Consider the following 25,969-nt stretch of genomic DNA (forward strand, 5'->3'; position numbering starts at 1 on the left):
AACTGGACCTAATGTGGGAGCGGGCTTGTGTGGGAGCGGGCTTGCTCGCGAATGCGGTGTATCAGTCACTGGATGTGTTGAATGACACACCGCTTTCGCGAGCAAGCCCGCTCCCACATTGACCCGGTTACTACTGGGGGTTAGCCGTTGGCTGCGGTCTTCTTGTCCAGCTCGGAGATGCGCTGTTGCAGCTTGGCCAGGTCAGCATCGATATCCGCCAGCTTCTTGGCCTTGTCGGCTGCCTCAAGCTTGTCGTCTGCACTGATGGTGGTGCGCTGCTTGAACAGCTCCAGCTGGCGGATCGGCAGCAGCTGGTCGTCGTTGGAGGCGAGGAACTTGCCCAGTTGCATGTTCTTCAGCACCGCCTTCTCTTCATCGGTGTCGCCGTAGTGGGCGAAGAAGTCGCGGATCTTGGTTTTCTCGCTGTCCGTCAGCGCCTTGCTCCACACCATCGGGTCGGCCGGGATCAGTGGCGACTTCCAGATCACCTTGAGCATCGCGGCTTTGTCCGGCTGGGTGACTTCCAGGCGGTCCCAGCTTTCGGTGTTGAAGGTGGCCACGTCCAACTGCCCCTTGGCCACGCTGAGTGCGTTGACCTCATGGCTGGAGTTGAGCGTGCGTTTGAACGCGGTGGCGGCATCCACATGGTTCTTGGCGAACACGTAGTAGCCCGGCACCAGGTAGCCCGAGGTGGAGTTCGGGTCACCGTTGCCGAAGGTCAGGTTCTTGGCGTTCTTGAGCATGTCGTCGACGTTGTTGATCGGGCTGTCCTTGCGCACGATCAGCACGCTCCAGTAACCGGCGGCGCCGTTGGCGGCGGCGGTCTGGGCGAAGATTTCGCCGTTGGAACGGTCCACCGCTTCCATCGCGGCCTTGTTGCCCAGCCAGGCCACGTCGACTTTGTTAAAGCGCATGCCCTGGATCAACCCGGCGTAGTCGGAGGCGAAGGTGGCGTTGATGGTCAGGCCGGTCTTCTTGTGCATGTCATCCAGAAACGGCTGCCACACACTTTTGAGGTTCTGCGAAGACTCGGTGGACATGATGCCGAAGTTGATGGCTTTGTCGGCGGCCTGGGCTGTGCCCATGGCGGCGCCGGCCAGCAACACCGCAGACAGAAACACTTGGCCGATACGGTTCAACATGGACGGGATTCCTGTGGGTCGTGAGTAGGGTTTCAAGCGCGCGCCATGGCCAGCCGAGGCGTGGCGACGGCTGTGCGGGTCTGGTCGGAAAACATCAGGCTGGTGTCGACGTCGGCACCGTACAAATCGTTGAGGAACTGGCTGCTCATGGCGCTGCCCTGCCCGTCGAAATGAATCCGCCCGCCTTTAAGGGCCACGGCACGCGGGCAATAACGCATGGCGTAATCAACTTGATGCAGGGTCACCACCACGGTCTTGCCGTCGCGGCGGTTGATGTCGGCGAGGATCTCCATGACCTTGCGCGCCGACTCCGGGTCCAGCGAGGCAATAGGCTCATCGGCGAGGATGACTTCGGCGCGCTGGGTCAATGCACGGGCAATCGCCACACGCTGCTGCTGGCCGCCGGACAAGGTCGAAGCACGCTGCCCGGCCAGGTCAGCCAAGCCCACGCGGGCGAGGGATTCGAGGGCAAACGCTTTCTCCTCGGCATTGAACAAACCCAGGTTGCCGCGCCAGCGCGGCATGCGGCCCAGGCAGCCGAGCAATACGTTGTCGAGCACGCTCAGGCGGTTGACCAGGTTGAACTGCTGGAAGATGTAGCCGATGTCTGCGCGCAACCGCCGCACCTTGCCATTCAAACGCCCACTGGCCTGCACCTCCCGGCCCAACACCTTGACGCTGCCACCGTTGCTCTTGTCGCAACAGGCCAGGCCGGCCAAATGGCGCAACAAGGTGGACTTGCCGGAACCGGAAGCGCCAATCAGCGCGACCATCTCACCGGCGGCAATGGTGAGTTCGAGGTCGACCAATGCGGATTTCTTCGCAAAGGTCTTGTTCAAGTGATCGACATGGATAGCGTGAGTCATGGGCTTCTCTGTCTGGTTTGAACAGCCACACAAGGGCTGCGGTTGAGTTCAAACGACAGTAGGCGCGGGAGGTGTCAGTGCTATTACTTGCACATGACTGGCGGGGGGCGGTTTGATGAAGGTTTTGTGAAAGGTTGGAATGCTGTCTGACCGATCGTTCCCACGCTCTGTGTGGGAACGATCGATAAAGCTGAACAAGACTTTCCCTACGCCCAGTCAGTTAACCGCTCTGCATTATGTTGACCGAGCCATACGCAGGAGGGCCAAGCCCTGCCGGGTTTCCCATTCCCCGGTCGACCAACCTGCGTATGGTTCACCCTTTCCAACCTGCTCAGTGGCGGCTGTGCATGGGAGGCTTTTCGGCCTGCCGGGTTCCTATGACCGGCCTACCACCCCGTGTACAGTCGCCTCCCCCGGTCGTGTGATAGCTACCGGCAAATGTAAGTGAAGATCTGCCCTACACATATTTCGGGTTGCGTCCGATCAACCTCACCGCTAACCTTCGCGGGTCGCTGCAAAATCAGCGAACGGGTGTGGAAGCCCGAACTCTCCAGGCGTATAAGCGCCCATAGCCTCTAGCGGGCGCTTTTTTCATGCCCGCTATAAAGTGTTATGGCGGCTGTGCGCGGGGCACCTTCGGGTGCGCCGGGGTCCTGGAGTCCGGTCTTCCACACCTGCGTACAGTCGCCACCCAATCATGTGGAAGTGATCGTGGCGACTCCTTTAACTCCAGGAGTAACACCATGAAAAAAGTCACGCCTAACCCTCCGCCATCCACCTCGGATGACACCCCACAAACCCCACCCAACCTCATCTTCACCGTCCGCCCCGGCCTCAGCACTGAAGTAGCCTTGAGCAATGCCAGCGAGATGCTGGAATCGGCGACGGTGTGTGCCTACGACTGTGCCGAGCATTTGGACGGCTCAAGCCGCAAGCAGGTGCTGGCGGTGGTGCAAATGGTTGAGATTGCGCAGCTGCTGGTGGATCAAGCGCTGAATCGGGAGTGCCCCGTGGCCTGATGGCTGAGGCGATTTAGTGTGGGAGCTGGCTTGCCTGCGATGGCGGTGGGTCAGTTGGCAGATGGGTAGCTGATACACCGCTATCGCAGGCAAGCCAGCTCCCACATTGCGTCCGCGTACATCAGGGGATATTTGCGTCACGCGCACGCAGTCGCGGGGTGACGAAATCCAGGAAGGCGCGCACCTTCAGCGGCAATGGCGCCTGCCCTTTGTGCACCAGGCTGATCGGCAACGCCGCTGATTCGTAGGGCTGCAGCACCACCTGTAAATCACCCTTTTGCACTGCGTCCGCCACTTGATACGACAGCACCCGAATCACGCCAACATCCAGCGTTGCCGCCGTGATCGCCGCTTCCGCGGTGTTCACCGACAGCCGCGAATGCACGGGCACGTTCTGTTGCACTTTACCCGCCCCAAACACCCACGCGCCCACCGAGGACAGCACTTCAAAGGTGATGCAACTGTGGTCCGTCAGCGCCTGCGGCGTGGTCGGTTCGCCATGGGTTTGCAGATAGTGGGGACTGGCACACACCACCCGCCGCACCGTGCCAACCCGCACCGCCTTGAGCGAACTGTCCGGCAGTTCGCCAATGCGCACGGCCACATCGCGCTGTTCTTCCATCAGGTGCACTACGCGGTCGGTGAGCATCAGGTTGACGCTGATCTCGGGGTATTGCGCCAGAAACTCAGCCACCACCGGCACGATATGCAGGCGCCCGAACACGATGGGCGCGGTCACCGTGAGCTCGCCTTTGGGCACGGCATATTCACCGGTGGCGGCCCGTTCGGCTTCGCCTATCTCTTCGAGAATCCGCCGGCACGCCGCCAGATAGGAAGCGCCCACGTCCGTGAGCGACAGCTGGCGCGTGGTGCGGTGCAGCAGTCGAGATTTGAGGTGAGCTTCCAGTTCCGCGACTTTACGGCTGACGGTGGCCAGCGGCATGCCCAACTGGCGCGCAGCCGCCGACAGGCTGCCCGCCTCCACCACCGCGACAAACACCGACATCGATTCAAGACGGTTCATAACGCCCTATCAAATTATGGAAGGATGATTCCCGATCCTAGGGGATTATCGACATAAACGCGACTGCGTAAGGTTGGCGACTCATCCCCAGCGACATGAGGCAAACGCCATGACATCCGAGAATGCACCGCCGCGAGGCAAGATCATCATGATGGCGGTGATCGCCGGCGCGGTGGTCACCAACATTTACTGCACCCAGCCGGTGCTGCCGTTGATTGCCTCGGACATGGGCGTGGCGGTGTCGACGGTCAACCTGGTGGCGGGCGCGGCCTTGCTGGGGTTCGCCACTGGGTTGGCATTTTTACTGCCCATGGGCGACCGCTTTGACCGGCGCAAGCTGGTACTCGGACAGATTGCGCTGGCGTTCTGCTTTGCCTTGACCGCGGCCTTTGCGCCAAGCATTTGGGCGTTGATCGGCGCCTCGTTCGGCCTGGGCGTGGTGTGTTGCGTGCCGCAGCAGTTGGTGCCCTTTGCGGCGGTGATGTCGCAGCCCCACGAACGCGGGCGCAATGTGGGCACGGTGGTCAGCGGGATCATGTTAGGGATTTTGCTTGGGCGCACCATCAGCGGTGTGGTCGGTGAAGCGTATGGCTGGCGGGCGGTGTATGCCATGGAGGCAGCGTTCATGATCCCGGTGTGGTTCATCGCAGCCAGGCTGCTGCCGCCGGGCGTGCCGAGTACCAATTTGTCCTACCCTCGCCTGCTGGCTTCGCTGTGGCCGTTGATGCGCGATAACAGCCCGATTCGGCAATCGATGATGGTGCAGGCGTTGTTGTGGGCGTGCTTCAACGCGTTTTGGGTGAATTTGGCCGGGTTGCTGGCCAATGGGCCGTGGCAGCTGGGCAGTGCCTGGGCCGGTGGTTTCGGGATTATCGGCGCGGTGGGTGCGTTTGCGGCGTCGTATGGCGGGCGGGCGGCGGACAAGCTGGGTTGTCGCAAGGTGATTGGCGCCAGCGTGGGGATTGTGACCTTGGCGTTCTTGCTGCTGGCGGGAGCGCAGACGTCATTGATCTTGCTGGTGATGGGGGTGATTGTGCTGGATATCGGTGTGCAGGCCGGGTTGGTGGCGAATCAGACGCGAGCGTTTGCGGTGGACCCCAAGGCCCAGGGGCGGATTAACAGTTTGTATATGACCGCGACTTTTGTGGGTGGAGCGGTTGGGGCAACGGTGAGTGGCTGGCTGATGGCGCAGTTTGGTTGGGTGGGGATTGTGGAGTTTGGGGTGGTGTTGGGGGTGTTGGCTGGGGTGATTCACTGGCTCGGTGCGCCGCGCCGCATTCATGAACTGGCGTAAGCATCAGGCCGAATGAAGATCAAAATGTGGGAGCGGGCTTGCTCGCGAATGCGGTGCATCAGCCAACATTTTCAGTGACTGACACACCGCTTTCGCGAGCAAGCCCGCTCCCACAGTTGATCTTCAGTGTTTGGAGGGATGTATTTCAAAGGTAAGAAAAAGGCGACCTTTCAAAGGTCGCCTTTTGTTATTGCGCGTACTGCTTGCTCAAGCCCGGCGGCACGCCGTGTACGTCGGTGTCTTCCCACGGCCCGTTCGGGCTGATGGAGCGGCTCCAGCCGTTGCTCCAGCGGTAGTAGGTGCGCTGGCGGTAGAAGGTGTCAGGCTGCTCGTCCAGCACATACACCTGCATCTTGCCGTCCCAGTGGCTGGCGGCACCCGGTGGTGGGGCGAAGGTGGGCGATTTGCTTGGCACCGGTTTCGGCGGCGGCGTTACCGGGCCGGAAGGCTGGGTGCTTGGCTGGGTCGCCGGGCCAGACGGCGGGATGGTCGGGCCGGTGGGCGCGGGAGGCCGGTGGACCGCACAAGCGCTCAAGCCGAGTACCAGGCTGAGCAGGGTGATGCGTGCAAATGCGGTCATAGGCGTTTCCTCGAATTATTTGTCCGGAGTGTCGATGGTCAGCTGCTGCAGCGCAGTGGTGCTGCTGGCCAAAGGTTGGCTGCGGCCGATCCACTCGCCAGTGGTAGGTTGACCGGCCCGGGATATGCGCGCAACCAGTTGGACTTCGGGGAAGTTCGACAGTTTCAACTGCGGCATCATTGCGTCCGCATCGCCCAGTTCGACGGTGACCGGCAGTTCAGCCACGGTGACGCGCTTGGCCGCCAACGGCGCCGGCGGGCCGTTTACCGCACGGGCGAAGATAAACACACTGTCGGTGGGCAGGGCTTTGGCCTTCACCTCGGGTGCCAGGTCCACACGCACTTTCATCACGGTTTTTGCCGCAACCGTGCCACCGCTTTCCTTGAGTTTCTCGGCCGCGCGGTCGATACCGCCTTGCAGCGCGACTCGGGAGTTGTCTTCCGCTGGCAACTGCGCCAACAGCCGGTTCCAGTAATCGATGGCTTCCTGATAACGCTGGCCTTCAAAGGCGGCGATACCCAGCAGGCCGAGGCTGGTGACTTCTTTGGGGTCCAGCTTCAAGGCTTCATCGGTCAGCGCCTGCACCTTGGGCGACCATTGTTTGTTGTCGGCAAAGTACTGCGCCTGCGCCCACTGGCCGAGCAGTTCGGGCTGGCGACCGGCGAGTGCGACGGTGCGTTCGAAGATTTTCGCGGCATCCGCGGAACGGTCCTGAGCCATGTAGGCGCGGCCGAGGAAGTACAAGCCTTCCGCCGAGTCCGGCTGGGCGGCGGCGGCGCGCTCCAGGCGCTGGGTCATGTCTTGCATCGACACGGGCGGCTGGGAAAATTCGCGGGTCAGTTCGACCTTGTCGCTCGCCCCGTAATGCAGGTACAGCGCAACGCCCAGGACCGGCACGAGAAACGCCGCCAACAACGGCAGCGGTTTGCCCAGGCGCGATTCGCGAGGCTTTTCTACGCCTTCGGTGTCGGCCAGCAACTCACGCGCAGCCTCGGCACGGCCGGTGTCGAGTTGCGCGGCATTCAGTACGCCTTCGTCCTGCTGCACTTGCAGCTCGGCCACGCGTTCCTGGTAGAGCGCCACGTTCAGTGCGGTGCGGTCCTCTTCACGCTGGGCACGGCGGCCGCGCAACACAGGGATCAACAGGAAACTCAGGGCAATCAGGAGCAGCAACCCTGCTGCGAGCCAAAAATCAATCATCAGTCTTGGTGTCCAGCAATTGGTCGAGGCGTTTGCGTTCATCCGGGGAGAGCGCATCGGAACCATCAGTCGGCGCGGCGCGGCGGCGGCGCACGATCACGGCCATCACCACCACACCGGCCAGCAACAGCCCGGCGGGGCCGAACCAGAGCAGCGCGGTCTTACCGGTGAGGGCCGGTTTGTAGCGCACGAAATCACCGTAGCGGTCGACCATGAAGTCGATGATCTGCTGGTTGTCCTTGCCCTCCCCCAACATGCGGAAGATTTCTTTGCGCAAGTCGGCGGCGATCGGGGCGTTGGAGTCGGCAATGTCCTGGTTCTGGCACTTGGGGCAGCGCAGTTCCTTGGTCAGTTCGCGAAAACGCTCGCGATCACCGTCCTTGGCGAACTCGTAGGTGTCGATGGCCGCATGGGCGACGCCGACCAATCCAAGTGCCAAAACAGCGGCGGCTAACAGACGCTTCATGGCTTGGCCTCATCGACCAATGCCTGGTACTTGGCGGCCAGTTGCTCGCGCCACACCACTTCGTCGATCACGCCGACGTACTTGTCGCGGATCACGCCCTTGGCATCGATAAAGAAGGTTTCCGGCGCGCCGTACACGCCGAGGTTAAGGCCGAGGTTGCCGTCCTCATCGCGAATATCCAGTTGGTACGGGTTGTGAAATTCGGCCAGCCACTTCAAGGCTGCCGCATTGTCGTCCTTGTAGTTGATGCCGTAGATCACCACGCCCTGCTCGGCCAACTTGTTGAGCACCGGGTGCTCGACGCGGCAGGAGATGCACCAGGTGCCCCACACGTTGACCAGCGCCGGTTTGCCCAGCAGGTCGGCCTGGGTCAGGGTTTTATCGCCCTGTACCGTCGGCAGGCTGAACGCCGGGAATTGTTTGCCGATCATCGCCGAAGGCAACTCGGCTGGGTCCAGGTACAAACCACGGTATAAAAACACTGCCATCACCAGAAAGGCCGCCAGCGGTAACACCATCAACCAACGCTTCATGCCGCCGCTCCTTGCAGGCCGAGGGCTTCACGCACCCGGCTTTTGACCTTGACCCGATAACGCCGGTCCAGCGCGGCGAGTAACCCGCCGAAACCGGTGAGCAAACCGCCGAACCAGATCCAGCGCACGAACGGTTTTACATGCACGCGCACCGCCCAGGCGCCGTCGCCCAACGGCTCACCCAGCGCCACATACAGGTCGCGGGTGAAACCGGCGTCGATACCGGCTTCGGTCATCATCGAACTTTGCACGGTGTACAGGCGTTTTTCCGGGTGCAGCACTGCCACTTCCTTGCCGTTGCGCACCACACGCACCGTGCCTTTGTCGGACGTGAAGTTCGGGCCTTCGAAGTGCTTGGCGCCTTCGAAGATGAAGTGGTAACCGGCCAGGTCCATGGACTCACCCGGCGCCAGGCGCAGGTCGCGCTCGGCGCTGTTCTGGCTGGACAGCACCACGCCGAGGGCGCACACGGCGATGCCGATGTGGGCGACCTGCATACCCCAGTAGCTGCGGGTCAATGTCGGCAAGCCTTTGATCAGGCCTTTGTGACGGGTCTTGTCGACAATATCGCGCACGCCGGCCAGCAATACCCATGCAGCCAGCAGGAAAGTGGCGAGCACCGCCCAGTTGAAGTCGCCATAAGCGAAACCAGCGATCACCGCCAACGCCACACTGCCGAGCAGCACAGGCATCAACATGCCAGCCAGCCATTTGACCGGTGTGTCTTTCCAGCGCACCAGCACGCCGACCGCCATCACCACCATCAACAGGCCCATCAACGGGATAAACAACGCGTTGAAGTACGGCGGGCCGACGGACAGCTTGGCGCCGCTCAGCGCGTCCAGCACCAAGGGGTACAGGGTGCCGAGCAGGATCATCGACGCGGCCACCACCAACACCAGGTTATTGCCCAGCAGCAGGGTTTCTCGCGACCACAGGTTGAAGCCGACCTGGCTCTTGACCACCGGCGCGCGCAACGCAAACAGGGTCAGCGAGCCGCCGACTACAAACAGCAGGAAGATCAGGATGAACACGCCGCGCTCCGGGTCGGACGCAAACGCATGCACCGAGGTCAGCACGCCCGAACGCACCAGGAAAGTACCCAGCAGGCTGAGGGAGAATGCGGCGATGGCCAGCAACACGGTCCAGCTTTTGAACACGCCGCGTTTTTCGGTGACCGCCAGCGAGTGAATCAGCGCGGTGCCGACCAGCCAAGGCATGAACGAGGCGTTTTCTACCGGGTCCCAGAACCACCAGCCGCCCCAGCCAAGTTCGTAGTAGGCCCACCACGAACCGAGGGTGATACCGATACCGAGAAACGCCCAGGCGACGATGGTCCATGGCCGCGACCAGCGCGCCCAGGCCGCATCGAGGCGCCCGCCGAGCAAGGCGGCGATGGCAAACGCAAAGGCCACGGAGAAACCGACGTAGCCCATATAAAGCATCGGCGGGTGCACGATCAGGCCAATGTCTTGCAGCAACGGGTTGAGGTCATGCCCGTTCGCCGGGATCTGCGGCAGGATGCGCGTGAACGGGTTGGAGGTCATGATCAAAAACAGCAGGAAGCCGATGCTGATCATGCCCATCACCGCCAACACGCGGGCCAGCATGACTTGCGGCAGTTGCCGCGAGAACACCGACACGGCAAAGGTCCAGCCGCCGAGGATCAACGCCCACAGCAGCAATGAACCTTCGTGGGCGCCCCACACGGCGCTGAACTTGTAGTACCAAGGCAGCGCGCTGTTGGAGTTATTGGCGACGTAGGCGACGGAAAAGTCGTCGGTCATAAAGGCATAGGTCAGGCAGCCAAAGGCGAACACCAAAAAGGCAAACTGGCCCCAGGCGGCCGGCTGCGCCAGGCTCATCCACAAGCGGTCGCCGCGCCAGGCGCCGAGTAATGGCACCACGGCCTGGACGATGGCGAAGCACAGGGCGAGGATCATCGCCAACTGGCCCAACTCCGGAATAAACAGTGCGGACGTCATGGCTTAGCCCTCCTTGGCAGGTGCTGGGGCCGATTGGCCGCTGTCTTTCAACGCCTTGGTCACTTCCGGCGGCATGTATTTCTCATCGTGCTTGGCCAGCACTTCATCGGCCACCACCACGCCGTCGGCGTTGAGTTTGCCCAGGGCGACGATGCCTTGGCCTTCACGGAACAGGTCCGGGAGGATGCCGCGATAGGTGATGGTCACGGCTTTGTTGAAGTCGGTGACCACAAAGGTCACGTCGAGGGAATCACCGGAACGCTTCAAGGAGCCCTTCTCGACCATGCCGCCGGCACGGATGCGCGTGTCCACAGGCGCTTCGCCATTGGCGATCTGGGTCGGGGTGTAGAACAGGTTGATGTTCTGCTGCAAGGCGCTCAGGGCCAGGGTCACGGCAATGCCGACGCCGGCCATGATGGCGAGGATGATCAACAGACGCTTTCTACGCAGCGGATTCACTTATCGGTCTCCCGGCGCAAACGACGCGCCTCTTGTTGCAGGTAACGCTTGCGGGCCAGGATCGGCGCGGCGACGTTAAGGGCCAGCACCGCCAGGCAGATGCCATAGGCCGTCCAGACATACAGACCGTGATGGCCCATGGCGAGAAATTCACTGAACGAGTTGAAGTTCATGCGCGGGCTCCCAGGCTGCTTTGCACTTCGGCCTTGACCCAGCTGGTGCGGGCTTCACGCTTGAGCACTTCGAGGCGCATGCGCATCAGCAATACGGCGCCAAAGAAGCAGTAGAACCCCAGCACCATCAGCAGCAGCGGCGCCCACATTTCCACGGGCATCGCCGGTTTTTCGGTGAGAGTAAAGGTGGCGCCCTGGTGCAGGGTGTTCCACCACTCCACCGAGTACTTGATGATCGGGATGTTGATCACGCCGACGATGGCCAGCACCGCGCAGGCCTTGGCCGCGCTGTCGCGGTTGCTGATCGCGTTGCCCAGGGCGATGAGGCCGAAGTACAGGAACAGCAGGATCAGCATGGAAGTGAGCCGCGCGTCCCACACCCACCATGAACCCCAGGTCGGTTTGCCCCAGATCGCGCCGGTGACCAGCGCCACGGCGGTCATCCACGCGCCGATGGGCGCGGCGCATTGCAAGGCGACGTCGGCCAGTTTCATCTTCCACACCAGGCCGACGATGCCGCACACGGCCAGCATCACATAGCAGGATTGGGCCAGCATGGCGGCGGGCACGTGGATATAGATGATGCGAAAGCTGTTGCCTTGCTGGTAGTCCGGCGGCGCGAAGGCCAGGCCCCAGACCAGGCCGATGCCGATCAGCAAAATGGCGGCGACGCTCAACCACGGCAGCAGCTTGCCGCTGATGCCGTAAAACCATTTGGGCGAGCCGAGCTTGTGAAACCAGGTCCAGTTCATTGCTGTTTCCATCACGGTGGCTGTGCGTCATTGCGCAAAGCTCAGGGTCTTTACTGGCCAAGACATAACACTAGGCCAGACCTCATTATTCGCCGACGCTGATCTTCAGGCCAGCCGCTATAGCAAAGGGTGTCAGGGTTACCGCCAGGGCGGTCAGGCTGCCAAGCCACAGGAGGTAACCGGTCGCCGGCATGCCCATGAGCGCGGCCTGCAAGGCACCGCTGCCCAGGATCAACACCGGGATGTACAAAGGCAGAATCAGCAGGGCCAGCAACAGGCCACCCCGCTTCAAACCGACGGTCAACGCTGCGCCCACCGCCCCCAACAGGCTGAGCACCGGCGTACCGAGTAACAAGGACAGGAGCAACACCGGCAGGCACTCGACGGGCAAGCCGAGCATCATCGCCAGCAGCGGCGAGAGCAATACTAGCGCCAAGCCGGAAAAAACCCAGTGTGCCAGCACCTTGGCCAGTACCAGAAGTGGCAAGGGGTGCGACGAAAGGACCCACTGTTCGAGGGAACCGTCTTCGAAATCACTGCGAAACAGCCCGTCCAGCGAGAGCAGGACCGATAAAAGCGCCGCTACCCACACCAATCCTGGGGACAAGGTTTGCAACAGTTTAGTCTCGGGGCCGACTGCCAGCGGGAACAGCGCGATGACGATGGCGAAAAATACCAATGGGTTGGCCAATTCGGCCGGGCGACGGCACAACAGGCGGGCTTCACGGGCAACTAACAGTGCGAACACACTCATGCCGACCACCGCCCTAAATCCAGGTCGCGGTAACCGGCGGGCATACGGGCCAGGCTGTGATGGGTGGTGAGCACAACTAAACCGCCCTGTTCACAGTGCTGGGCCAGGTGCTCTTCGAGCTGGGCGACGCCTTGTTTGTCGAGGGCGGTGAAGGGTTCGTCGAGAATCCACAGCGGCGGGCCAGGCAGATACAAACGTGCCAGCGCCACGCGGCGCTGCTGGCCGGCGGACAAGGTGTGACAAGGCACGTCTTCGAAACCCTTGAGGCCGACGGCGGCCAGTGCCTGCCAGATGGCATCGCGGGGCGCCGGATGATGCAGGGCGCTGAGCCAGCTGAGGTTTTCTTCCGGCGTGAGCACGTCCTTGATGCCGGCGGCGTGGCCGATCCAGATCAGGTTGCGCGCAAGCTCGGTGCGTTGTTCGTTGAGGGGCTTGCCGTTGAGTCGAACCTCACCGGCCGTCGGTTGCATCAACCCGGCCAGCAGGCGCAGCAAACTGGTCTTGCCGCTGCCGTTGGGGCCGCTGATCTGCACCATGTCGCCGCCCGCCAGCCGCAGTTCGAGATGTTCGAACAGCAGGCGCAGGTCGCGTTCACAGGCAAGCGCTACGGCTTCTAGAAGAGGGCTGGTCAAAAGATCGCGGGCCTTTACGGTTCAAGTCGGCGGTGCAGCGGCCGTTATAGAGAAATGCACAATAACGGCTTTGGCGACCGATTTTAGAGAGCTGGATCAAATAGTTGTGAGGTTTTTACCGCTCTCTTTGCAGACGGGCGGCATTATACATGTGATGCCCTACTCTAAAGAGGGCAATTTCCCCAGAGACGACGCGCACGATGACCGGTGAGATCAACCTTCCTACGCTGCCGCCAGCACCGACGCCCGGGCCTGCCCCGCTGCCGCCGACCGGCGAGTTGTTGAAACTGCTGGAGCCGCAGACCGGCCTGATCGACCCCGGGAAAACCGTCAACGCCGAGGTGATTGCACTTAAACAAGGCGGCGATGCGTTTCAGCTGTTGCTCAAGTTGACCCTCGAAGGCGGGCGCCAGACCTTGGTACAGGCCAGCAGTGCCCAGCCGTTGCCGCTGGGCAGCAACGTGGCCGTCAGCCAGACACCGACCGGCAACCTGACCATCAGCTTGCAGCAAGCCTTGAGCGCCAACGTGGCCGCCCTCACCCGCATCGACATCACACAGATGCCGGTGGGCACGCTGTTGCAGGCCAAGGTGCTGACCACTCAGATGCTGCCGCAAGGCACGGCGCAACCGGCGATCTATCGCTCACTGGTCAGCGTGCTCAATAACGCCCTTGCCGGTACCACGTTGAGCCTGGAAAGCCCGCAGCCGCTGCGGGTCGGCAGCTTGCTCAGCGCCGTGGTGCAGAACGCGCAAAGCCTGAATTTCGTGCCGTTGAGCGGGCTCAAGGATCAGTTGGCCGTGGCGCAACAGCTGTCGACCCAGCAAAGTCGCCAAGGCTCGCTGGATGTGTTGTTCACCGCGCTGCAAAGCCTGCCTGCCGACGACACCACCACCAGCGACCTGCGCGCCGCCGCCGCGCGCTTGCTCAACGCCCTGCCCGACCTGGCGCAAGTCAGCAACCCCAAGGTGCTGGCGCAGCTGGTACAAAACAGCGGGGTGTTTCTTGAGGCCAAATTGTTGGCCGGGCAAAATCCGCAGATTCCGCCTCTGGACATGAAGGGCGCGCTGCTGCGCCTGGTTGCCGATTTGCTGCCGACCCTGCCCGCCGCGACGAATCTGAATGCCATCCTCGCCGCCAATACGCTGGCCCAGGTACTGCCCAATTTCGTGCGTAACCCGCTCAGCACCCTCGGCCAGATCGGCGCACGGCAAGCCCCGGCAGGGTTTCCGCTGCCGGACCGGCTGATGGCCAAGCTGGCAGGCGAAGGCGACCTGGAAAACCTGCTGCGCCTGGCCGCCGGGGCCATTTCCCGGCTGCAAAGCCACCAGCTATCGAGCCTGGAGCAAACCGGCACCACCGCCGATGGCCGGCTGCAAACCACCTGGCAGCTGGAAATCCCCATGCGCACCTTGCAGGACATTGTGCCGTTGCAGGTCAAGTTCCAGCGTGAAGAACCGCCGCCGGACAAGGACCAACCGGAGCGCAAGGACAAGAAAGACCCCAAGCAAATGCTCTGGCGCGTCGAGCTGGCCTTCGACATGGAGCCGCTGGGGCCGTTGCAGGTGCAGGCACAACTGACCCAGGGCAAATTGTCCAGCCAGCTGTGGGCCTCGCGCCCGTTTACCGCCAGCCTGATCGAAAGCCATTTGGGCAGTTTGCGCGAGCGTCTGGTGACTTCGGGTATCAATGTCGGCGACCTGGACTGCCACCTCGGCACGCCGCCACGCGGGCCACGAACCGGATTGGAGCAACGCTGGGTGGATGAAACCGCATGAAAAACTCCCTTCCGCCACGCCAGGCGATTGCCCTCAAGTACGACGGCCAGCAAGCGCCAACCCTGACGGCCAAAGGCGACGATGCCTTGGCCGAAGCCATTTTGAAGTTGGCGCGGGAAAATGAGGTGCCGATCTATGAGAATGCCGAACTGGTGAAGCTGCTGGCGCGTATGGAATTGGGCGACAGCATCCCGGAGGAGTTGTACCGCACAGTGGCCGAGATTATTGCGTTTGCGTGGACGCTCAAGGGTAAATTCCCGGTGGGCTATGACCCGAATGCCGAGCCGGTGGAGCGGGATGTGACTGAGCGCGGGGATGATTACTAGCTACACACAAATCCAAATGTGGGAGCTGGCTTGCCTGCGATAGCATCAACTCGGTGTACCTGATGTACCGAGGTGTCTGCATCGCAGGCAAGCCAGCTCCCACAGTCGGTCTCTATTGTCAGTTCAGGACTTCACTCAAGGGAATGAAATTGACGCGGTCGCCAATCTCGAGTGTCGTGCCCTCCAACACCTCCACAAACCCTTCGGCCCACGCCGCGCTGCGCAGCACGCCGGAGCTCTGGTTGCGGTAGATAATCGCCCGGCCCTGCTCGATACGACCACGCAGGTACTCGCGACGGTTACCCGGCCGGGGCCATACAAACCCCACCGGCACTTCAAACCGCAGCGGCGCCACATCTTGCACGCCCTGGCGGCGCAGCAGATAAGGCCGGGCCAGCAGTGCAAAGGTCACCAGGGTCGACGCCGGGTTGCCGGGCAAGCCGATCACCGGCACACCGCGAAAGTGCCCGAAGGTCAGCGGTTTGCCTGGCTTGATCGCAAGCTTCCACAGGGCCAGTTCGCCCTCTTCGCGCAGGGCGATGCCGAGGAAGTCCGCCTCGCCTACCGAGACACCGCCGGTGGACAGGATCAGGTCGACACTGCCAAGGCTGGCCAGGCGTGTGCGGGTCTTTTCCAGGTCATCCGGAAGAATCCCGGCATCGATCACTTCACAGCCCATGCGCACAAGCCAACTGCACAACACACGCCGGTTGCTGTTGTAGATCTGCCCCGGCCCCAGCGGCAGGCCGGGTTCAATGAGTTCGTCGCCGGTGGACAGCACGGCCACGCGTACCCGGCGCACCACACTTAAACAGGCATGCCCGAGGGAGGCGGCCAGGCCCAGCTCTATCGGGCCAAGCCGGGTGCCTGCGTTTAACACCAACTCGCCAACCGTGGTTTCCTGGCCTTGGGGACGGATGTTCTGGCCGGCCTGCAAGCGCTCGGTGAAGCTCACGCGGTGGTCGGCATGGACCACGGCGTTTTCCTGCATCTCCACGCAATCGGCGCCTTCGGGCACAGGCGCGCCGGTAAAGATGCGCGCGCAGGTGCCGGCCGCCAGTGGCTGCGGGGCCTGGCCGGCGAAGATGCGCTGGCTGACGGGCAGCGGCTCGCCGGTCCAGTCCGACAGGCGCAAGGCGTAGCCGTCCATGGCGCTATTCGGCCAGGGCGGCAGGTCGAGGGTGGAGACCAAATCTTGCGCCAATACGCGGCCATCACACTCGGCCAAGGGCTGCACGTCGTGCTCGCGAATCGGCGTTGCTTCAGCCATGTCCAGTAGTTGCTGCAGCGCTTGTTCCACCGGCATCAGTGCACCGGACTTGCCAGGCTTATCCACGGGATTCGCAGGGTTCGGCCTGCTTCAGGTGCGGCACAAAGTTGCACGGGCGGTGACGGTTATCCAGCTGTTCGGCGAGGATGCCATCCCAGCCCGTGCGCACGGCGTTGGTCGAACCCGGCAGGCAGCAGACCAGCGTGCCATTCGCCAGGCCGGCCAGGGCGCGTGATTGCACGGTGGAGGTGCCGATATCGGCCACGGAGATCTGGCGGAACAGTTCGCCAAAACCATCGACGAGCTTGTCCAGCAGGCAACTGACGGCTTCGGGCGTGCTGTCGCGGCCGGTGAAGCCGGTGCCGCCAGTGATCAGCACCACTTGCACCACGTCTTCGGCGATCCAGTGGGCGACCTGGGCGCGGATTTTGTACAGGTCGTCCTTGAGCAGCACACGCTCGGCCAGGTTGTGGCCGGCAGCGGTCAGGCGATCGACGAAGACCTGGCCGGAGGTGTCGGTGTCCAGGGTGCGGGTGTCGCTGACGGTCAGCACAGCGATATTGAGGGGTACGAAGGGCGCATCAGCCTTGGCTTTCATGGCTTGGTCCGGTTGTCGAATGAACAGCCCGATGTTATATCACAGGCCCCTATTTGCCTGCCGCAGCGGAACCACCATGTCGCTTGATTCTTTGCCCCTGCCCTGTTCGATCCTGCTGCTGGCCGGTGGTCGTGGCCAACGTATGGGCGGCCAGGACAAAGGCCTGCTGCCCTGGCACGGCCAACCGCTGGTTGCACATTTGCAGCGCCTGACGCGCCCGCTGACCGATGACTTGATCATCTCGTGCAACCGCAACCATGAGCAATACGCGCCGTATGCCGACCAGTTGGTGAGCGACGACAGCCCGGATTTCCCCGGCCCGCTGGCGGGCATCCGCGCGGGCCTGGCCGCCGCGCACCATGCGCATTTGCTGATACTGCCGTGTGACGTCCCCAACATCGATGTAGGACTGTTGGGCGATTTGTGTGAGGCGGCACGCCGCAACCCGCAGCTGCCGGTGATGGTTCGCCATGGTGAATTCTGGGAACCCTTGATCTGCATCATCCCCACCCACCTCAAAACCCAGGTAGAACAGGCATGGGACGCCGGTGAGCGCAGCCCGCGCAAGATCTTCCTGCAGTTGGGCGGTGTGGGCCTGGAATGCCAAGCTGGCGACCCACGCCTGGCCAACCTGAATACACCCGAGCTGTTGCACCCTGGGTCCGGCGTGTCAAAATGAACCTCGCACAAGGAACTTTGTCGACGCCATGCGCGTCACAAGGTCAGCAATTTAAAAGAATTCTCTTGGAGACAAACTCATGACTCAACGGACCATCGCCGCTCTCATGCTTGCACTGGGCCTCGCCACTCTTGCCGGTTGCGCTTCGCCTACAGTGATCACCCTGAATGACGGTCGCGAAATCCAGGCCGTCGACACCCCTAAATACGACAAGGCTTCGGGCTTCTACGAGTTCGAACAACTTGACGGCAAGCAGACCCGCATCAACAAGGATCAGGTTCGCACCGTTAAAGACCTGTAAGTCTTAAGCGCTTGCCCACAAGGCCCGCCATGTGCGGGCCTTGTCGTTTCTGGCGGTTACCAGTCGAGGGTGATGCGGCTGCGAAAATCGCGTTGTTCGCCGGTCACCGGGTCGATAAAACGCACGCCCTGGGCCAGCAATTTGAGCGGGTTGGCGTAGTCGTCCTCGGCATCCTTGAGCACGTCGGGGTAGAACGGGTCGTTGCAGATACTCGCCCCCAGCGCGGTCATGTGTACACGCAACTGGTGCTTCTTGCCGGTCACGGGGAACAGACCATAGCGCCACAGATCGCCATTTTTCTCGAGCACTTGCACCGCCGTTTCGGTGTTGCTGACGCCCGGCCGTTCCTGCATGCGAAAGAACGGTTCGCCATCGACCAGGCGGCTTTTATGCACCAGCGGAAAGGTCAAGTTGGGCAAGGCCGGGGCAATGGCTTCGTAGAATTTATCGATGCGCCGCGTGGGGAACAGCTGTTGATACGCCGACCGGGTTTGCGGGTTGGCCGAGAACAGCACCAGCCCCGCCGTGTGCCGATCAATACGATGCAAAGGCACCAGCGCGGGGTTGTCCAGGCTGCGTATCAGGCGGCGCAACAAGGTTTGCTCGACGTATTCACCGGCCGGGGTCACCGGCAGAAAGTGCGGTTTGTCGGCCACCACCAAGTGCTCATCGGCGTACAGGATGGTTTCCTGAACCGGGATCACCTTCTCATTCGGCACTTCGCGGAAATAATAAATGCACAGGCCTTCCTTGTAGGCGAGGTCCAGGCTGATTGGCTGGCCATTGATGTCCAAGACGCGGCCACGGGCGATGCGGTCCAGCCACTGCTCGCGGCCAATCGCCGGGAAGTGCTCGCACAGGCAGTCGAGCACCGTCGCCCAGGGGCCGGGCGGCAGGTACAAGGTGCTGGCTTGATGCTGGGACGCAGAGAAACCGGATGTGGACATGCAATGCTCGAAACCTGAATAAACCGGCTGGCATTATCCCGCATGGAGCACGATTGAGCCTAGGGCGGATCTCAGGCCTTGGCCAATTGCGCCCGCAATACCGGCGAAGCACTGGCCGCCTCGGTGAACTCCTTGAGCCAACGCAACACATCCACCGCTTCCCAGCGGCCAGGATCGTAGAGCGCGTACAACAAGCCCTGGTAACCCACCACATCCAGCTGCTTGTGATAACCGGCGCGCTGGAACAACGCCTCGATTTCAGCAAAGCAGGTATTGAAATGCACTTTGTTAAACGGCGTCTTGCCTTCCGTGACCAGGCCGTCGAGGCGCAGCTCGTTCACCGCGTCGCGCACGACGTCGGCGGACATGCGATTGACGCTGCTTTTCAGTTGTTCAACATTCACCACGGGCGTTCCCTCTATTCAATCGCTGTACAAACATACAGTAACGCAATATTTGGAAACTCGCCATCGCGAAAACGCGCCTGTGCGATCAAGCTCGGCAGAGCACACCCGGCGAGCCTGCTCAGAGGTTCTGCAACTGAGCACTGATGCGCTGACAATTGCTGCGCAGCACCTCCACAAAGTGAACGACGTTGGACGATTCCGGACGGTGCAGCGGCCGCACAACACTCACACAGTAAGAAATCGAATGGGAAAAACGGCGGATCTGCAAACCTCTGCCCACATAGTCCAGGGCGGTGAGTGGATTGACGATTGCAACGCCGACACCCAGGTTTACGGTCGCGCACACAGCACTGGCGCTATGCGTTTCCACCACCAGCCGTCTTTCAATGCCCGCCTGGTGAAAAATCGCGTCGGTTTTGATCCTGTAAGGGTCATCCGCCGCCAGGTAAACAAAATTTTGCCCATTGAAATCCTCTGGTGTGAGGACCGCTTTTGCATTGAGCACGTGGTGAGACGGCAAGACACACACCACATCAAGGTTTAACAAGGTTTCGCTGTAGGTTCCAGGTGGCGTTTCAAGGGTCTCGGTGAGCCCCAAATGATAACGCTGAGCCGTCAGCGACTCTTCCAGCGCGGGAGACTCCTGCGGCGTGACATTAATGCTGACACCCGGGAATTTATTACAAAAATCCTGGCACACCTGCGGCAGCAAGGCATTCGAAAACGCCGGCTGGCAGGTCAGCGAAATTTGCCCCTGGCGAAAGTGCCGGATCGCCTCAGCAGCGTTCTTGACGCGCGCCAGACCCACATAGCTGCGCTGAACTTCATCGAAAAGCATCAGGCCATGTTCAGTGGGAACCAGTTTTGCGCCTGCGCGTTTGAACAGCGTCAACTGAGTCAAGGTTTCAAAGCGACTGAGCTCGCGACTGATCGTCGGCTGCGAAGTATGCAGGAGCGCTGCGGCAGCGGTTGCGCTGCCGGTGGTCATGACCGCCCAGAACACTTCCACGTGGCGAAAACTGAAATTCATGGGCAACCCACATGCTGAATTGAATGGGAAAAAGCATATCAGAAATGAATAGACCCCCATTGTTTAGATATTTTTCGTTTGTTTTTTCGCCATGCACACTTCCATTGTCTGCACTGAGAAAGTTGTCAGTGCGTTTATTCGGAGTCATCCAATCGAGGTAGGCAGATGGACCACTTTAATTTCATCAACGGCCATTTACATGCAGAACAAGTGGATGTACGCACCATTGTCGAAGAGCACGGCAGCCCTGTTTATCTCTATTCAGCACAGACGCTGAAAGATCACTATGCCGTACTGCAAAACGCATTTTCTGCGCTGTCGCCGTTGATTTGTTTCTCGGTTAAAAGCTGCAGCAATCTCAGCATCCTCAAGCTGTTGGTCGATCAAGGTTCCGGCCTCGATGTGGTCAGTGGCGGTGAACTCTACCGGGCACTGACGGCAGGCGTGACCGCAGACAAGATAGTTTTTGCGGGAGTGGGCAAGTCCCACGAAGAAATCAGCTATGCCGTTGACGTGGGCGTATTCCTTTTTAATGTGGAGTCCGAGGCAGAGCTGCTGCGCCTGGATGCGATAGCAGCGGCGGCCGGCAAGCGGGTAAAGGTGGCCGTTCGGGTCAATCCGGATGTGGCTGATGCAGGTACCCATGAGAAAACGGCCACCGGCGGCCGTCAGACAAAATTTGGCATACCGATTGAACGCGCCTATGAACTGTTTACCCCAACGCGTTACGCAAGCGTCGATGTCGTTGGCATTCATATCCATCTCGGGTCCCCGATCCCATCGGCCCACACCTACTTGTCTGCCATCGACAAGATTGAAGCAATGGTCAACCAGCTCCAGGCCGCTGACTGCCCGATTGAGTTCATCAACATCGGCGGTGGGTTTCCAGCGCAATACGGCACCGAAAGCAATCCCGTCTGTTCACTCACTGAAACGGGAGCGCTTATTGGTGCGCGCTTGCAAGAACTGAAAAGCCGTGGCCTGCACTTCATCATTGAGCCGGGCCGTTCGATCAGCGCGAACGCGGGCGTATTAATCACCACGGTCGAATACATCAAACAAGGCTGGGATCGCAAGATTGCCATTGTTGATGCGGGGATGAACGTCCTGCTGCGCCCCACTTTGTATGGCGCCAATCACGTCATCTGGCCAACCCGATTTGGCGAGTTTTCCGGCCATTGGGCAGCATTGAGCGAGAGCGCCCGTACGGCGGGCGCCGCGCCTTTGGAAGATATCGACATTGTCGGCCCCATTTGTGAAACCGGCGATTACTTCGCTTTAGGTCGCCCCTTGCCCGTACTGGAAGGCGGAAATTTATTGGCGATTTTCTCATGCGGTGCTTATGGGATGAGCATGGCCAGCCAATACAACTCTCGCGGGCGCCCGCCAGAGGTGCTGGTGGAGGGAACACACACCAAATTGATACGGCTGCGCGAATCCCACGATGACTTGATCGCGCATGAGCGATGCGGTCTAGAGAACACTTAAACAGCTTGAACAACCAAAGCCTGGTGGTCAGCAAGCCACCGGGCTCACGCTATTTAAGGAAGTTGACCACCTGTTTGGTCTCGAACGGCCAATCCAGCTCCGCCCCCGTATCCAAGCGCCGAAGCACTGGGATCCGCAGCCCGTAAACTTCAGTGAGGTCATCAGGGTCGGTGATATCCACCAACTCCACCAGCAACCCGCCCTCGACGAGCGGCATGATTTCGGCTTCAGCAAGCTCACAAAGATGGCAACCCAGGGTGCTGAACAACTGGCATTCAGGAAGCATGGCGAATCGACCCGATCAAAAGCAGGCAATCATTCTAAGCCCACCCACCTGGCTGAGGCGAGCGGGCCAGCCGGTTGCCAGGCAGCCGATCAATCCTGGCTGACTGCACCAATCTTGTGAATCGACAGGTCTGCGCCGTAATACTCCTGCTCCTGACTCAGGCGCAGCCCATACACACGCTTGATCACGCCGTACACCAGCAAACCACCGACCAGCGCCACGGCCACGCCCAGCGCGGTGCCGATCAACTGGCTGATCAGGCTCACGCCGCCCAGGCCACCGAGTGCGGTCTGGCCGAAAATGCCGCAGGCAATGCCGCCCCACACGCCACACAGGCCATGCAGCGGCCATACGCCCAGCACGTCGTCGATCTTCCAGCGATCCTGGGCGGCGATAAAGCACCACACGAACAGCCCACCGGCGACCACACCGGTAACCAACGCGCCCACAGGGTGCATCAGGTCGGAGCCGGCACAGATTGCTACCAGCCCGGCCAACGGGCCGTTGTGCAGGAAGCCTGGGTCATTGCGACCGATCACCAAGGCCGCGACCGTACCGCCGACCATCGCCATCAGCGAGTTGACGGCGACGAGGCCGCTGACACCGTTGAGGGTTTGCGCGCTCATCACGTTAAAGCCGAACCAGCCGACGATCAGAATCCACGACCCCAACGCCAGGAACGGAATGCTCGACGGCGCAAATGCGACCAGCCGCCCTTCCCTGTAGCGCCCGTTACGCGGGCCTAACAGCAGCACCGCCGCCAACGCCAGCCAACCGCCCATGGCGTGCACCACCACGGAGCCGGCAAAATCATGGAAGCTGGCGCCAAAGCGCGCGAGCAACCAGGCTTGCAGGCCGAAATTGCCGTTCCACACCATGCCTTCGAAAAACGGATAGATAAACGCTACGATCAGCGCGGTGGCACACAACTGCGGGGCAAACTTGGCCCGTTCGGCAATGCCCCCGGAAATGATCGCCGGGATCGCGGCGGCGAAGGTCAACAGAAAAAAGAACTTCACCAGGCCATAGCCGTGGTCGGCGCTGATCACCGCCGCCGGTTGCATAAAGCTCACGCCGTAGGAGATCCAATAGCCTATAAAGAAATAAGCCAGGGTTGAGATCGCGAAGTCACTGAGGATTTTCGACAGGGCGTTGACCTGGTTTTTCTGGCGCACGGTGCCAACTTCGAGGAACGCGAAGCCGGCGTGCATGGCCAGGACCATGACCGCACCAATCAGGATAAACAGGGTGTTGGAGCTGTGGACGAGGGTATCCACTGCGCTTTGCAAATTTTCCATGGAGGTTGGCAGGCCTGCATTCAAGGCAAAAAGCACCAAAGCGGTTCAAGCCAGGGTTGCGCGCACTAAATTGGCACCACCGGCCCCACCCCTCTTCAGAGGGCATGAACCGTTTTAGCGCAGCGATCAACACAATGGCCGTGGCCGACAGGGTTTTTCCGCGAGTTTGTGTGATTTAGGGTAAGGTTTTTCCAGGCATTCGCCTCGGGCCGCCCTGACTCGGCGCAAGCCCCGGGGCCTGCGCACCAAGGCAAAGCAAAAGCTGTACCAGGCAATTGAAGTGAACCTTCACCGAAGCCGGTGACTCGAAAACTCATCTACACAAACCACGCACACTCAGACATACAGAATCAGCCAATCACGGAGATACCCATGGCCAGAAGAACTGCAAAGACTGCTCAAGAAATACTGATGGCGGATTTCCAAACCCTGGTCAGTGACACCGAGAAGTTGCTCGACGACACCGCCGTGCTGGCGGGTGACCAGGCGGATGAGCTGCGCAGCAAGATCCACGAGAGCCTGCTCAAGGCGCGCGAAACCCTGCAACTGACCGAAGATTCCCTGCGTGAACGCGGCCAGGCGGCGGTTACGGCCACCGAAGATTACGTGCAGGCCAACCCTTGGCAGTCGGTCGGCATTGCCGCCGGTGTGGGCTTTCTGATCGGTCTGCTGGCCACAAGGCGCTAACTATCATGTCTATCGGCGAAACCGGCTCGTCCACGGGCACAAGTTCCACTTCACGACGCCTGGGCGCAGCCGTTCTGGGCTTGCTGCACAGCCACGTCGAATTATTTGGCATCGAGTTGCAGGAACAGAAGGCCCGCACCGTGAGCCTGCTGCTGTTTGCAGGCCTGGCACTGGTGTTTGCCCTGTTATTGCTGGTGGGGTTGTCGACCTTGGTGATGATTCTGGTGTGGGACACCGGCTATCGTCTCACCGGGATCATCTGCCTCTGCGTGTTCTACAGCCTGGCTGCGGCCTTCTGCGGGGTACGCTTGAAAGCGGCGGTGTTCGATGAGTCCACGCCCTTCCACGCCACCCTTGAAGAGCTGGCCAATGATCGGGAGCGCCTGCTGCCATGAGCATGACTGAAATCCCGCAAAACACCTCGCGCCGGGAAATGCGCAAGGCGTTGATTCGCCTGCGCATGGAAATGCATCGCCAGGAGATTCGTCACGAATCCCAGCAACTGATGGCGCCGTTGAACAAAATGCGCGACATGCGCCACAACTGGCAAGACAGCCTGGGCATCAAGCACGCGCCGCTGTGGGGCGTGGCGGCGGTGACGCTGATGGGCTTTTTTACCGGCAAGGGCGCCAAGGGCGGCGGTATCAGCAGCCTGACGCGTCTGGTGCGGCTGGGCGCTGGTTTGATCCCGCTGATCAAATTGGCCATGCAGCGTAAAGGCTGAACCTGGCTGGCTGCATTCTTGCAAACAGAATCGGCCCGGCCCTCGTTACTGAGGGCCGGGCTTTTTTTCGCCAGCTCTCTTAAGGAGGCCCCGTGATCGACGGGCAACCGCTCGCCTGTTTCCAGCCCTTCATCGATACCGCCACCGGGCGCATTGCCGGCGTCGAGGCGCTGGGCCGTTTACGTCAGGCCGATGGCCGCCTGCAATCGGTGGGGCCGCTGTTTGCCGACCCGCGCACACCCGGCGTGGCCCTGCGCCGCCTCGACCGGCAGATCCGCGAAAACGCCTTGAGCCGCCTGCATGAAGCACCCGTCGACTGGTTTCTGAGCCTGAACATCTCCCCCCGCTGGATCAACCGCCTGCGCCCTGGCCAAGCCTTGCCCAGCCTGAAACAAGTGCAGGCGCACAACGTCGATCCCCGGCGCATTGTGTTTGAAATCACCGAACTGGGCGGCGACATCCAGCGCCTGGCCGACGTGGTCGCGCGCTACCGCGAGGCTGGCGCACGCATTGCCATCGATGACTTCGGCGCCGGCTATTCGCAACTCGACCGCGTACTGGCGCTGCAGCCGGACATTCTCAAGCTCGACATGCGCCTGTTCCAGGAAGCCGCTAAAGGCGGGCCGAGCAGTGAAGTGGTACGGGCACTGGCGCAAATGGCCGAAAAAACCGGGTGCTGGATCATCGCCGAGGGCGTGGAAACCGAGGCGCAACTGAATTTTGCCCTGGAGTGCGGCGCGCGTTATGTGCAGGGCTATCTGTTTGCCCAGGCCCAACTGGACTGGTTTGCAACTGATGCGTTCGTTGCGCGTTTTGCCCAACTGCGCAGCGTTTACGTGCAGCACAAACTCGCCGAACGTGGCCGTGTGATGCAGTTGCGGGTGCAATTGGCCGAGCTGATGAACATCCTGCAAAGTTGGGCACAGGGCCGCGCGCCGCTTGATCAGCTGCCCCAATTGCCGGACTTCCCGTGGCTGCTGCGTTTTTACCAGTGCGACCGCCATGGTACCCAGCTGACGCCCAACTTCGAGTGGCGCCAGGATGCCTGGCAGGCCGACAGCCGCTACCTGGGCCACAACTGGTCGTGGCGGCCGTACTTCTATCACCTGCTCGCCGAAGGCTGGGAGGAGCGGCGCCTGACGCTGTCGTCGACCTACCGCGATGCCACCACCAACCAGTACTGCCTCACCGCCGGGCAGTTCTTCGATAACGGTCAGCGGTTGCTGTTAATCGATATCGATGCGGCGGGCCTGTAGATTTTTGCTTGCCGA

31 protein-coding genes are annotated in these 25,969 nt (G+C 61.2%); 11 read left to right on the forward strand and 20 right to left on the reverse strand.

Annotated features, from left to right (window positions below):
* Nucleotides 1-140 precede the first annotated feature (140 nt).
* Together phnD and phnC are read right to left on the reverse strand one after the other, a co-directional pair.
* Complete coding sequence (phnD, locus tag FFI16_RS17280) at nucleotides 141-1,142, reverse strand: phosphonate ABC transporter substrate-binding protein (RefSeq protein ID WP_138816063.1); 1,002 nt, start codon at nucleotides 1,140-1,142, stop codon at nucleotides 141-143.
* A gap of 32 nt (nucleotides 1,143-1,174) precedes the next feature.
* Nucleotides 1,175-2,008, reverse strand: coding sequence for a phosphonate ABC transporter ATP-binding protein (phnC, locus tag FFI16_RS17285; RefSeq protein WP_138816064.1), 834 nt, complete (start codon nucleotides 2,006-2,008; stop codon nucleotides 1,175-1,177).
* A gap of 743 nt (nucleotides 2,009-2,751) precedes the next feature.
* Here phnC and FFI16_RS17290 point away from each other — a divergent pair.
* A complete protein-coding gene (locus FFI16_RS17290; RefSeq protein ID WP_017136205.1) occupies nucleotides 2,752-3,027 on the forward strand; it encodes a DUF6124 family protein in 276 nt (91 codons plus the stop codon).
* A 121-nt stretch (nucleotides 3,028-3,148) separates the two neighbouring features.
* On the opposite strand, the gene FFI16_RS17295 is transcribed toward FFI16_RS17290, so the two are convergent.
* Nucleotides 3,149-4,051, reverse strand: a complete 903-nt coding sequence (locus FFI16_RS17295; protein WP_138816065.1) for a LysR family transcriptional regulator — start codon at nucleotides 4,049-4,051, stop codon at nucleotides 3,149-3,151.
* 109 nt (nucleotides 4,052-4,160) lie between these two features.
* Here FFI16_RS17295 and FFI16_RS17300 point away from each other — a divergent pair, with 109 nt between their 5' ends.
* Nucleotides 4,161-5,345, forward strand: a complete 1,185-nt coding sequence (locus tag FFI16_RS17300; RefSeq protein WP_138816066.1) for an MFS transporter — start codon at nucleotides 4,161-4,163, stop codon at nucleotides 5,343-5,345.
* 187 nt (nucleotides 5,346-5,532) lie between these two features.
* Here the strand turns inward: FFI16_RS17300 and FFI16_RS17310 are convergent, their stop codons facing one another.
* The 10 genes from FFI16_RS17310 to ccmA form a co-directional block, all read right to left on the reverse strand.
* Nucleotides 5,533-5,925, reverse strand: coding sequence for a hypothetical protein (locus FFI16_RS17310; RefSeq protein WP_138816067.1), 393 nt, complete (start codon nucleotides 5,923-5,925; stop codon nucleotides 5,533-5,535).
* 15 nt (nucleotides 5,926-5,940) lie between these two features.
* Entirely contained in the window at nucleotides 5,941-7,125 is a 1,185-nt protein-coding gene (ccmI, locus tag FFI16_RS17315) for a c-type cytochrome biogenesis protein CcmI (protein ID WP_138816068.1), read from the reverse strand.
* Nucleotides 7,118-7,591, reverse strand: coding sequence for a cytochrome c-type biogenesis protein (locus FFI16_RS17320; protein ID WP_017136200.1), 474 nt, complete (start codon nucleotides 7,589-7,591; stop codon nucleotides 7,118-7,120). The genes ccmI and FFI16_RS17320 overlap by 8 nt, the downstream gene beginning before the upstream one ends.
* Nucleotides 7,588-8,124: a DsbE family thiol:disulfide interchange protein gene (locus tag FFI16_RS17325; protein ID WP_056857147.1), complete on the reverse strand. Its 537-nt coding sequence runs from the start codon at nucleotides 8,122-8,124 to the stop codon at nucleotides 7,588-7,590. The genes FFI16_RS17320 and FFI16_RS17325 overlap by 4 nt, the downstream gene beginning before the upstream one ends.
* Nucleotides 8,121-10,109, reverse strand: a complete 1,989-nt coding sequence (locus tag FFI16_RS17330; RefSeq protein WP_138816069.1) for a heme lyase CcmF/NrfE family subunit — start codon at nucleotides 10,107-10,109, stop codon at nucleotides 8,121-8,123. The genes FFI16_RS17325 and FFI16_RS17330 overlap by 4 nt, the downstream gene beginning before the upstream one ends.
* 3 nt (nucleotides 10,110-10,112) lie before the next feature.
* Nucleotides 10,113-10,568 carry a cytochrome c maturation protein CcmE gene (gene ccmE / locus FFI16_RS17335; RefSeq protein ID WP_017136197.1) on the reverse strand — a complete coding sequence of 152 codons (456 nt, stop codon included), beginning with the start codon at nucleotides 10,566-10,568 and terminating at the stop codon, nucleotides 10,113-10,115.
* Nucleotides 10,565-10,741 carry a heme exporter protein CcmD gene (gene ccmD, locus FFI16_RS17340; RefSeq protein WP_017136196.1) on the reverse strand — a complete coding sequence of 59 codons (177 nt, stop codon included), beginning with the start codon at nucleotides 10,739-10,741 and terminating at the stop codon, nucleotides 10,565-10,567. The genes ccmE and ccmD overlap by 4 nt, the downstream gene beginning before the upstream one ends.
* The gene (locus FFI16_RS17345; RefSeq protein WP_138816070.1) at nucleotides 10,738-11,493 is read right to left on the reverse strand and encodes a heme ABC transporter permease; all 756 of its coding nucleotides are present in this window, start codon (nucleotides 11,491-11,493) and stop codon (nucleotides 10,738-10,740) included. Before FFI16_RS17345 ends, ccmD begins: the two co-directional genes overlap by 4 nt.
* Nucleotides 11,494-11,578: 85 nt before the next feature.
* Complete coding sequence (gene ccmB, locus FFI16_RS17350) at nucleotides 11,579-12,247, reverse strand: heme exporter protein CcmB (protein ID WP_014717701.1); 669 nt, start codon at nucleotides 12,245-12,247, stop codon at nucleotides 11,579-11,581.
* The gene (ccmA, locus tag FFI16_RS17355) at nucleotides 12,244-12,879 is read right to left on the reverse strand and encodes a cytochrome c biogenesis heme-transporting ATPase CcmA (protein ID WP_138816071.1); all 636 of its coding nucleotides are present in this window, start codon (nucleotides 12,877-12,879) and stop codon (nucleotides 12,244-12,246) included. Before ccmA ends, ccmB begins: the two co-directional genes overlap by 4 nt.
* Before the next feature lie 200 nt (nucleotides 12,880-13,079).
* Here ccmA and FFI16_RS17360 point away from each other — a divergent pair, with 200 nt between their 5' ends.
* Nucleotides 13,080-14,657 carry a flagellar hook-length control protein FliK gene (locus FFI16_RS17360; protein ID WP_138816072.1) on the forward strand — a complete coding sequence of 526 codons (1,578 nt, stop codon included), beginning with the start codon at nucleotides 13,080-13,082 and terminating at the stop codon, nucleotides 14,655-14,657.
* Nucleotides 14,654-14,983, forward strand: a complete 330-nt coding sequence (locus FFI16_RS17365; protein ID WP_056857152.1) for an EscU/YscU/HrcU family type III secretion system export apparatus switch protein — start codon at nucleotides 14,654-14,656, stop codon at nucleotides 14,981-14,983. Before FFI16_RS17360 ends, FFI16_RS17365 begins: the two co-directional genes overlap by 4 nt.
* Nucleotides 14,984-15,101: 118 nt before the next feature.
* Here the strand turns inward: FFI16_RS17365 and glp are convergent, their stop codons facing one another.
* Both glp and moaB read right to left on the reverse strand, forming a co-directional pair.
* Complete coding sequence (gene glp / locus FFI16_RS17375; RefSeq protein WP_138817425.1) at nucleotides 15,102-16,289, reverse strand: gephyrin-like molybdotransferase Glp; 1,188 nt, start codon at nucleotides 16,287-16,289, stop codon at nucleotides 15,102-15,104.
* Nucleotides 16,290-16,311: 22 nt separating this feature from the next.
* Nucleotides 16,312-16,851: a molybdenum cofactor biosynthesis protein B gene (gene moaB / locus FFI16_RS17380; protein ID WP_138816073.1), complete on the reverse strand. Its 540-nt coding sequence runs from the start codon at nucleotides 16,849-16,851 to the stop codon at nucleotides 16,312-16,314.
* Nucleotides 16,852-16,927: 76 nt separating this feature from the next.
* On the opposite strand from moaB, the gene mobA reads away from it, so the two are divergent.
* Both mobA and FFI16_RS17390 read left to right on the forward strand, forming a co-directional pair.
* Nucleotides 16,928-17,530: a molybdenum cofactor guanylyltransferase MobA gene (gene mobA, locus FFI16_RS17385; RefSeq protein ID WP_138816074.1), complete on the forward strand. Its 603-nt coding sequence runs from the start codon at nucleotides 16,928-16,930 to the stop codon at nucleotides 17,528-17,530.
* Between the two features lie 79 nt (nucleotides 17,531-17,609).
* Nucleotides 17,610-17,831 carry a YgdI/YgdR family lipoprotein gene (locus FFI16_RS17390; RefSeq protein WP_017136187.1) on the forward strand — a complete coding sequence of 74 codons (222 nt, stop codon included), beginning with the start codon at nucleotides 17,610-17,612 and terminating at the stop codon, nucleotides 17,829-17,831.
* A 56-nt stretch (nucleotides 17,832-17,887) separates the two neighbouring features.
* Here FFI16_RS17390 and FFI16_RS17395 read toward each other — a convergent pair whose 3' ends face one another.
* The 3 genes from FFI16_RS17395 to FFI16_RS17405 form a co-directional block, all read right to left on the reverse strand.
* On the reverse strand, nucleotides 17,888-18,778 hold the full coding sequence (locus tag FFI16_RS17395) for a pseudouridine synthase (protein WP_138816075.1): 891 nt from the start codon (nucleotides 18,776-18,778) through the stop codon (nucleotides 17,888-17,890).
* A 71-nt stretch (nucleotides 18,779-18,849) separates the two neighbouring features.
* Nucleotides 18,850-19,185 carry a hypothetical protein gene (locus FFI16_RS17400; protein WP_003189932.1) on the reverse strand — a complete coding sequence of 112 codons (336 nt, stop codon included), beginning with the start codon at nucleotides 19,183-19,185 and terminating at the stop codon, nucleotides 18,850-18,852.
* A 118-nt stretch (nucleotides 19,186-19,303) separates the two neighbouring features.
* Nucleotides 19,304-20,215, reverse strand: coding sequence for a LysR family transcriptional regulator (locus tag FFI16_RS17405; RefSeq protein WP_058422857.1), 912 nt, complete (start codon nucleotides 20,213-20,215; stop codon nucleotides 19,304-19,306).
* A 165-nt stretch (nucleotides 20,216-20,380) separates the two neighbouring features.
* Here FFI16_RS17405 and lysA point away from each other — a divergent pair, with 165 nt between their 5' ends.
* Nucleotides 20,381-21,703, forward strand: a complete 1,323-nt coding sequence (gene lysA, locus FFI16_RS17410; protein ID WP_138816076.1) for a diaminopimelate decarboxylase — start codon at nucleotides 20,381-20,383, stop codon at nucleotides 21,701-21,703.
* Nucleotides 21,704-21,752: 49 nt separating this feature from the next.
* On the opposite strand, the gene FFI16_RS17415 is transcribed toward lysA, so the two are convergent.
* A complete protein-coding gene (locus FFI16_RS17415) occupies nucleotides 21,753-21,989 on the reverse strand; it encodes a glutaredoxin family protein (protein ID WP_138816077.1) in 237 nt (78 codons plus the stop codon).
* 89 nt (nucleotides 21,990-22,078) lie between these two features.
* Complete coding sequence (locus FFI16_RS17420) at nucleotides 22,079-23,287, reverse strand: ammonium transporter (protein WP_138816078.1); 1,209 nt, start codon at nucleotides 23,285-23,287, stop codon at nucleotides 22,079-22,081.
* A gap of 372 nt (nucleotides 23,288-23,659) precedes the next feature.
* On the opposite strand from FFI16_RS17420, the gene FFI16_RS17425 reads away from it, so the two are divergent.
* From FFI16_RS17425 to FFI16_RS17440, 4 genes are all read left to right on the forward strand, one after another.
* Complete coding sequence (locus FFI16_RS17425) at nucleotides 23,660-23,974, forward strand: YqjD family protein (protein WP_017136182.1); 315 nt, start codon at nucleotides 23,660-23,662, stop codon at nucleotides 23,972-23,974.
* A gap of 5 nt (nucleotides 23,975-23,979) precedes the next feature.
* On the forward strand, nucleotides 23,980-24,369 hold the full coding sequence (locus FFI16_RS17430; protein WP_017136181.1) for a phage holin family protein: 390 nt from the start codon (nucleotides 23,980-23,982) through the stop codon (nucleotides 24,367-24,369).
* Nucleotides 24,366-24,698, forward strand: a complete 333-nt coding sequence (locus FFI16_RS17435; RefSeq protein WP_017136180.1) for a hypothetical protein — start codon at nucleotides 24,366-24,368, stop codon at nucleotides 24,696-24,698. Before FFI16_RS17430 ends, FFI16_RS17435 begins: the two co-directional genes overlap by 4 nt.
* Nucleotides 24,699-24,790: 92 nt before the next feature.
* Nucleotides 24,791-25,954, forward strand: a complete 1,164-nt coding sequence (locus FFI16_RS17440; protein WP_138816079.1) for an EAL domain-containing protein — start codon at nucleotides 24,791-24,793, stop codon at nucleotides 25,952-25,954.
* The last annotated feature ends 15 nt before the right edge of the window (nucleotides 25,955-25,969 follow it).

Source organism: Pseudomonas sp. KBS0710 (assembly GCF_005938045.2).
Lineage (GTDB): Bacteria > Pseudomonadota > Gammaproteobacteria > Pseudomonadales > Pseudomonadaceae > Aquipseudomonas.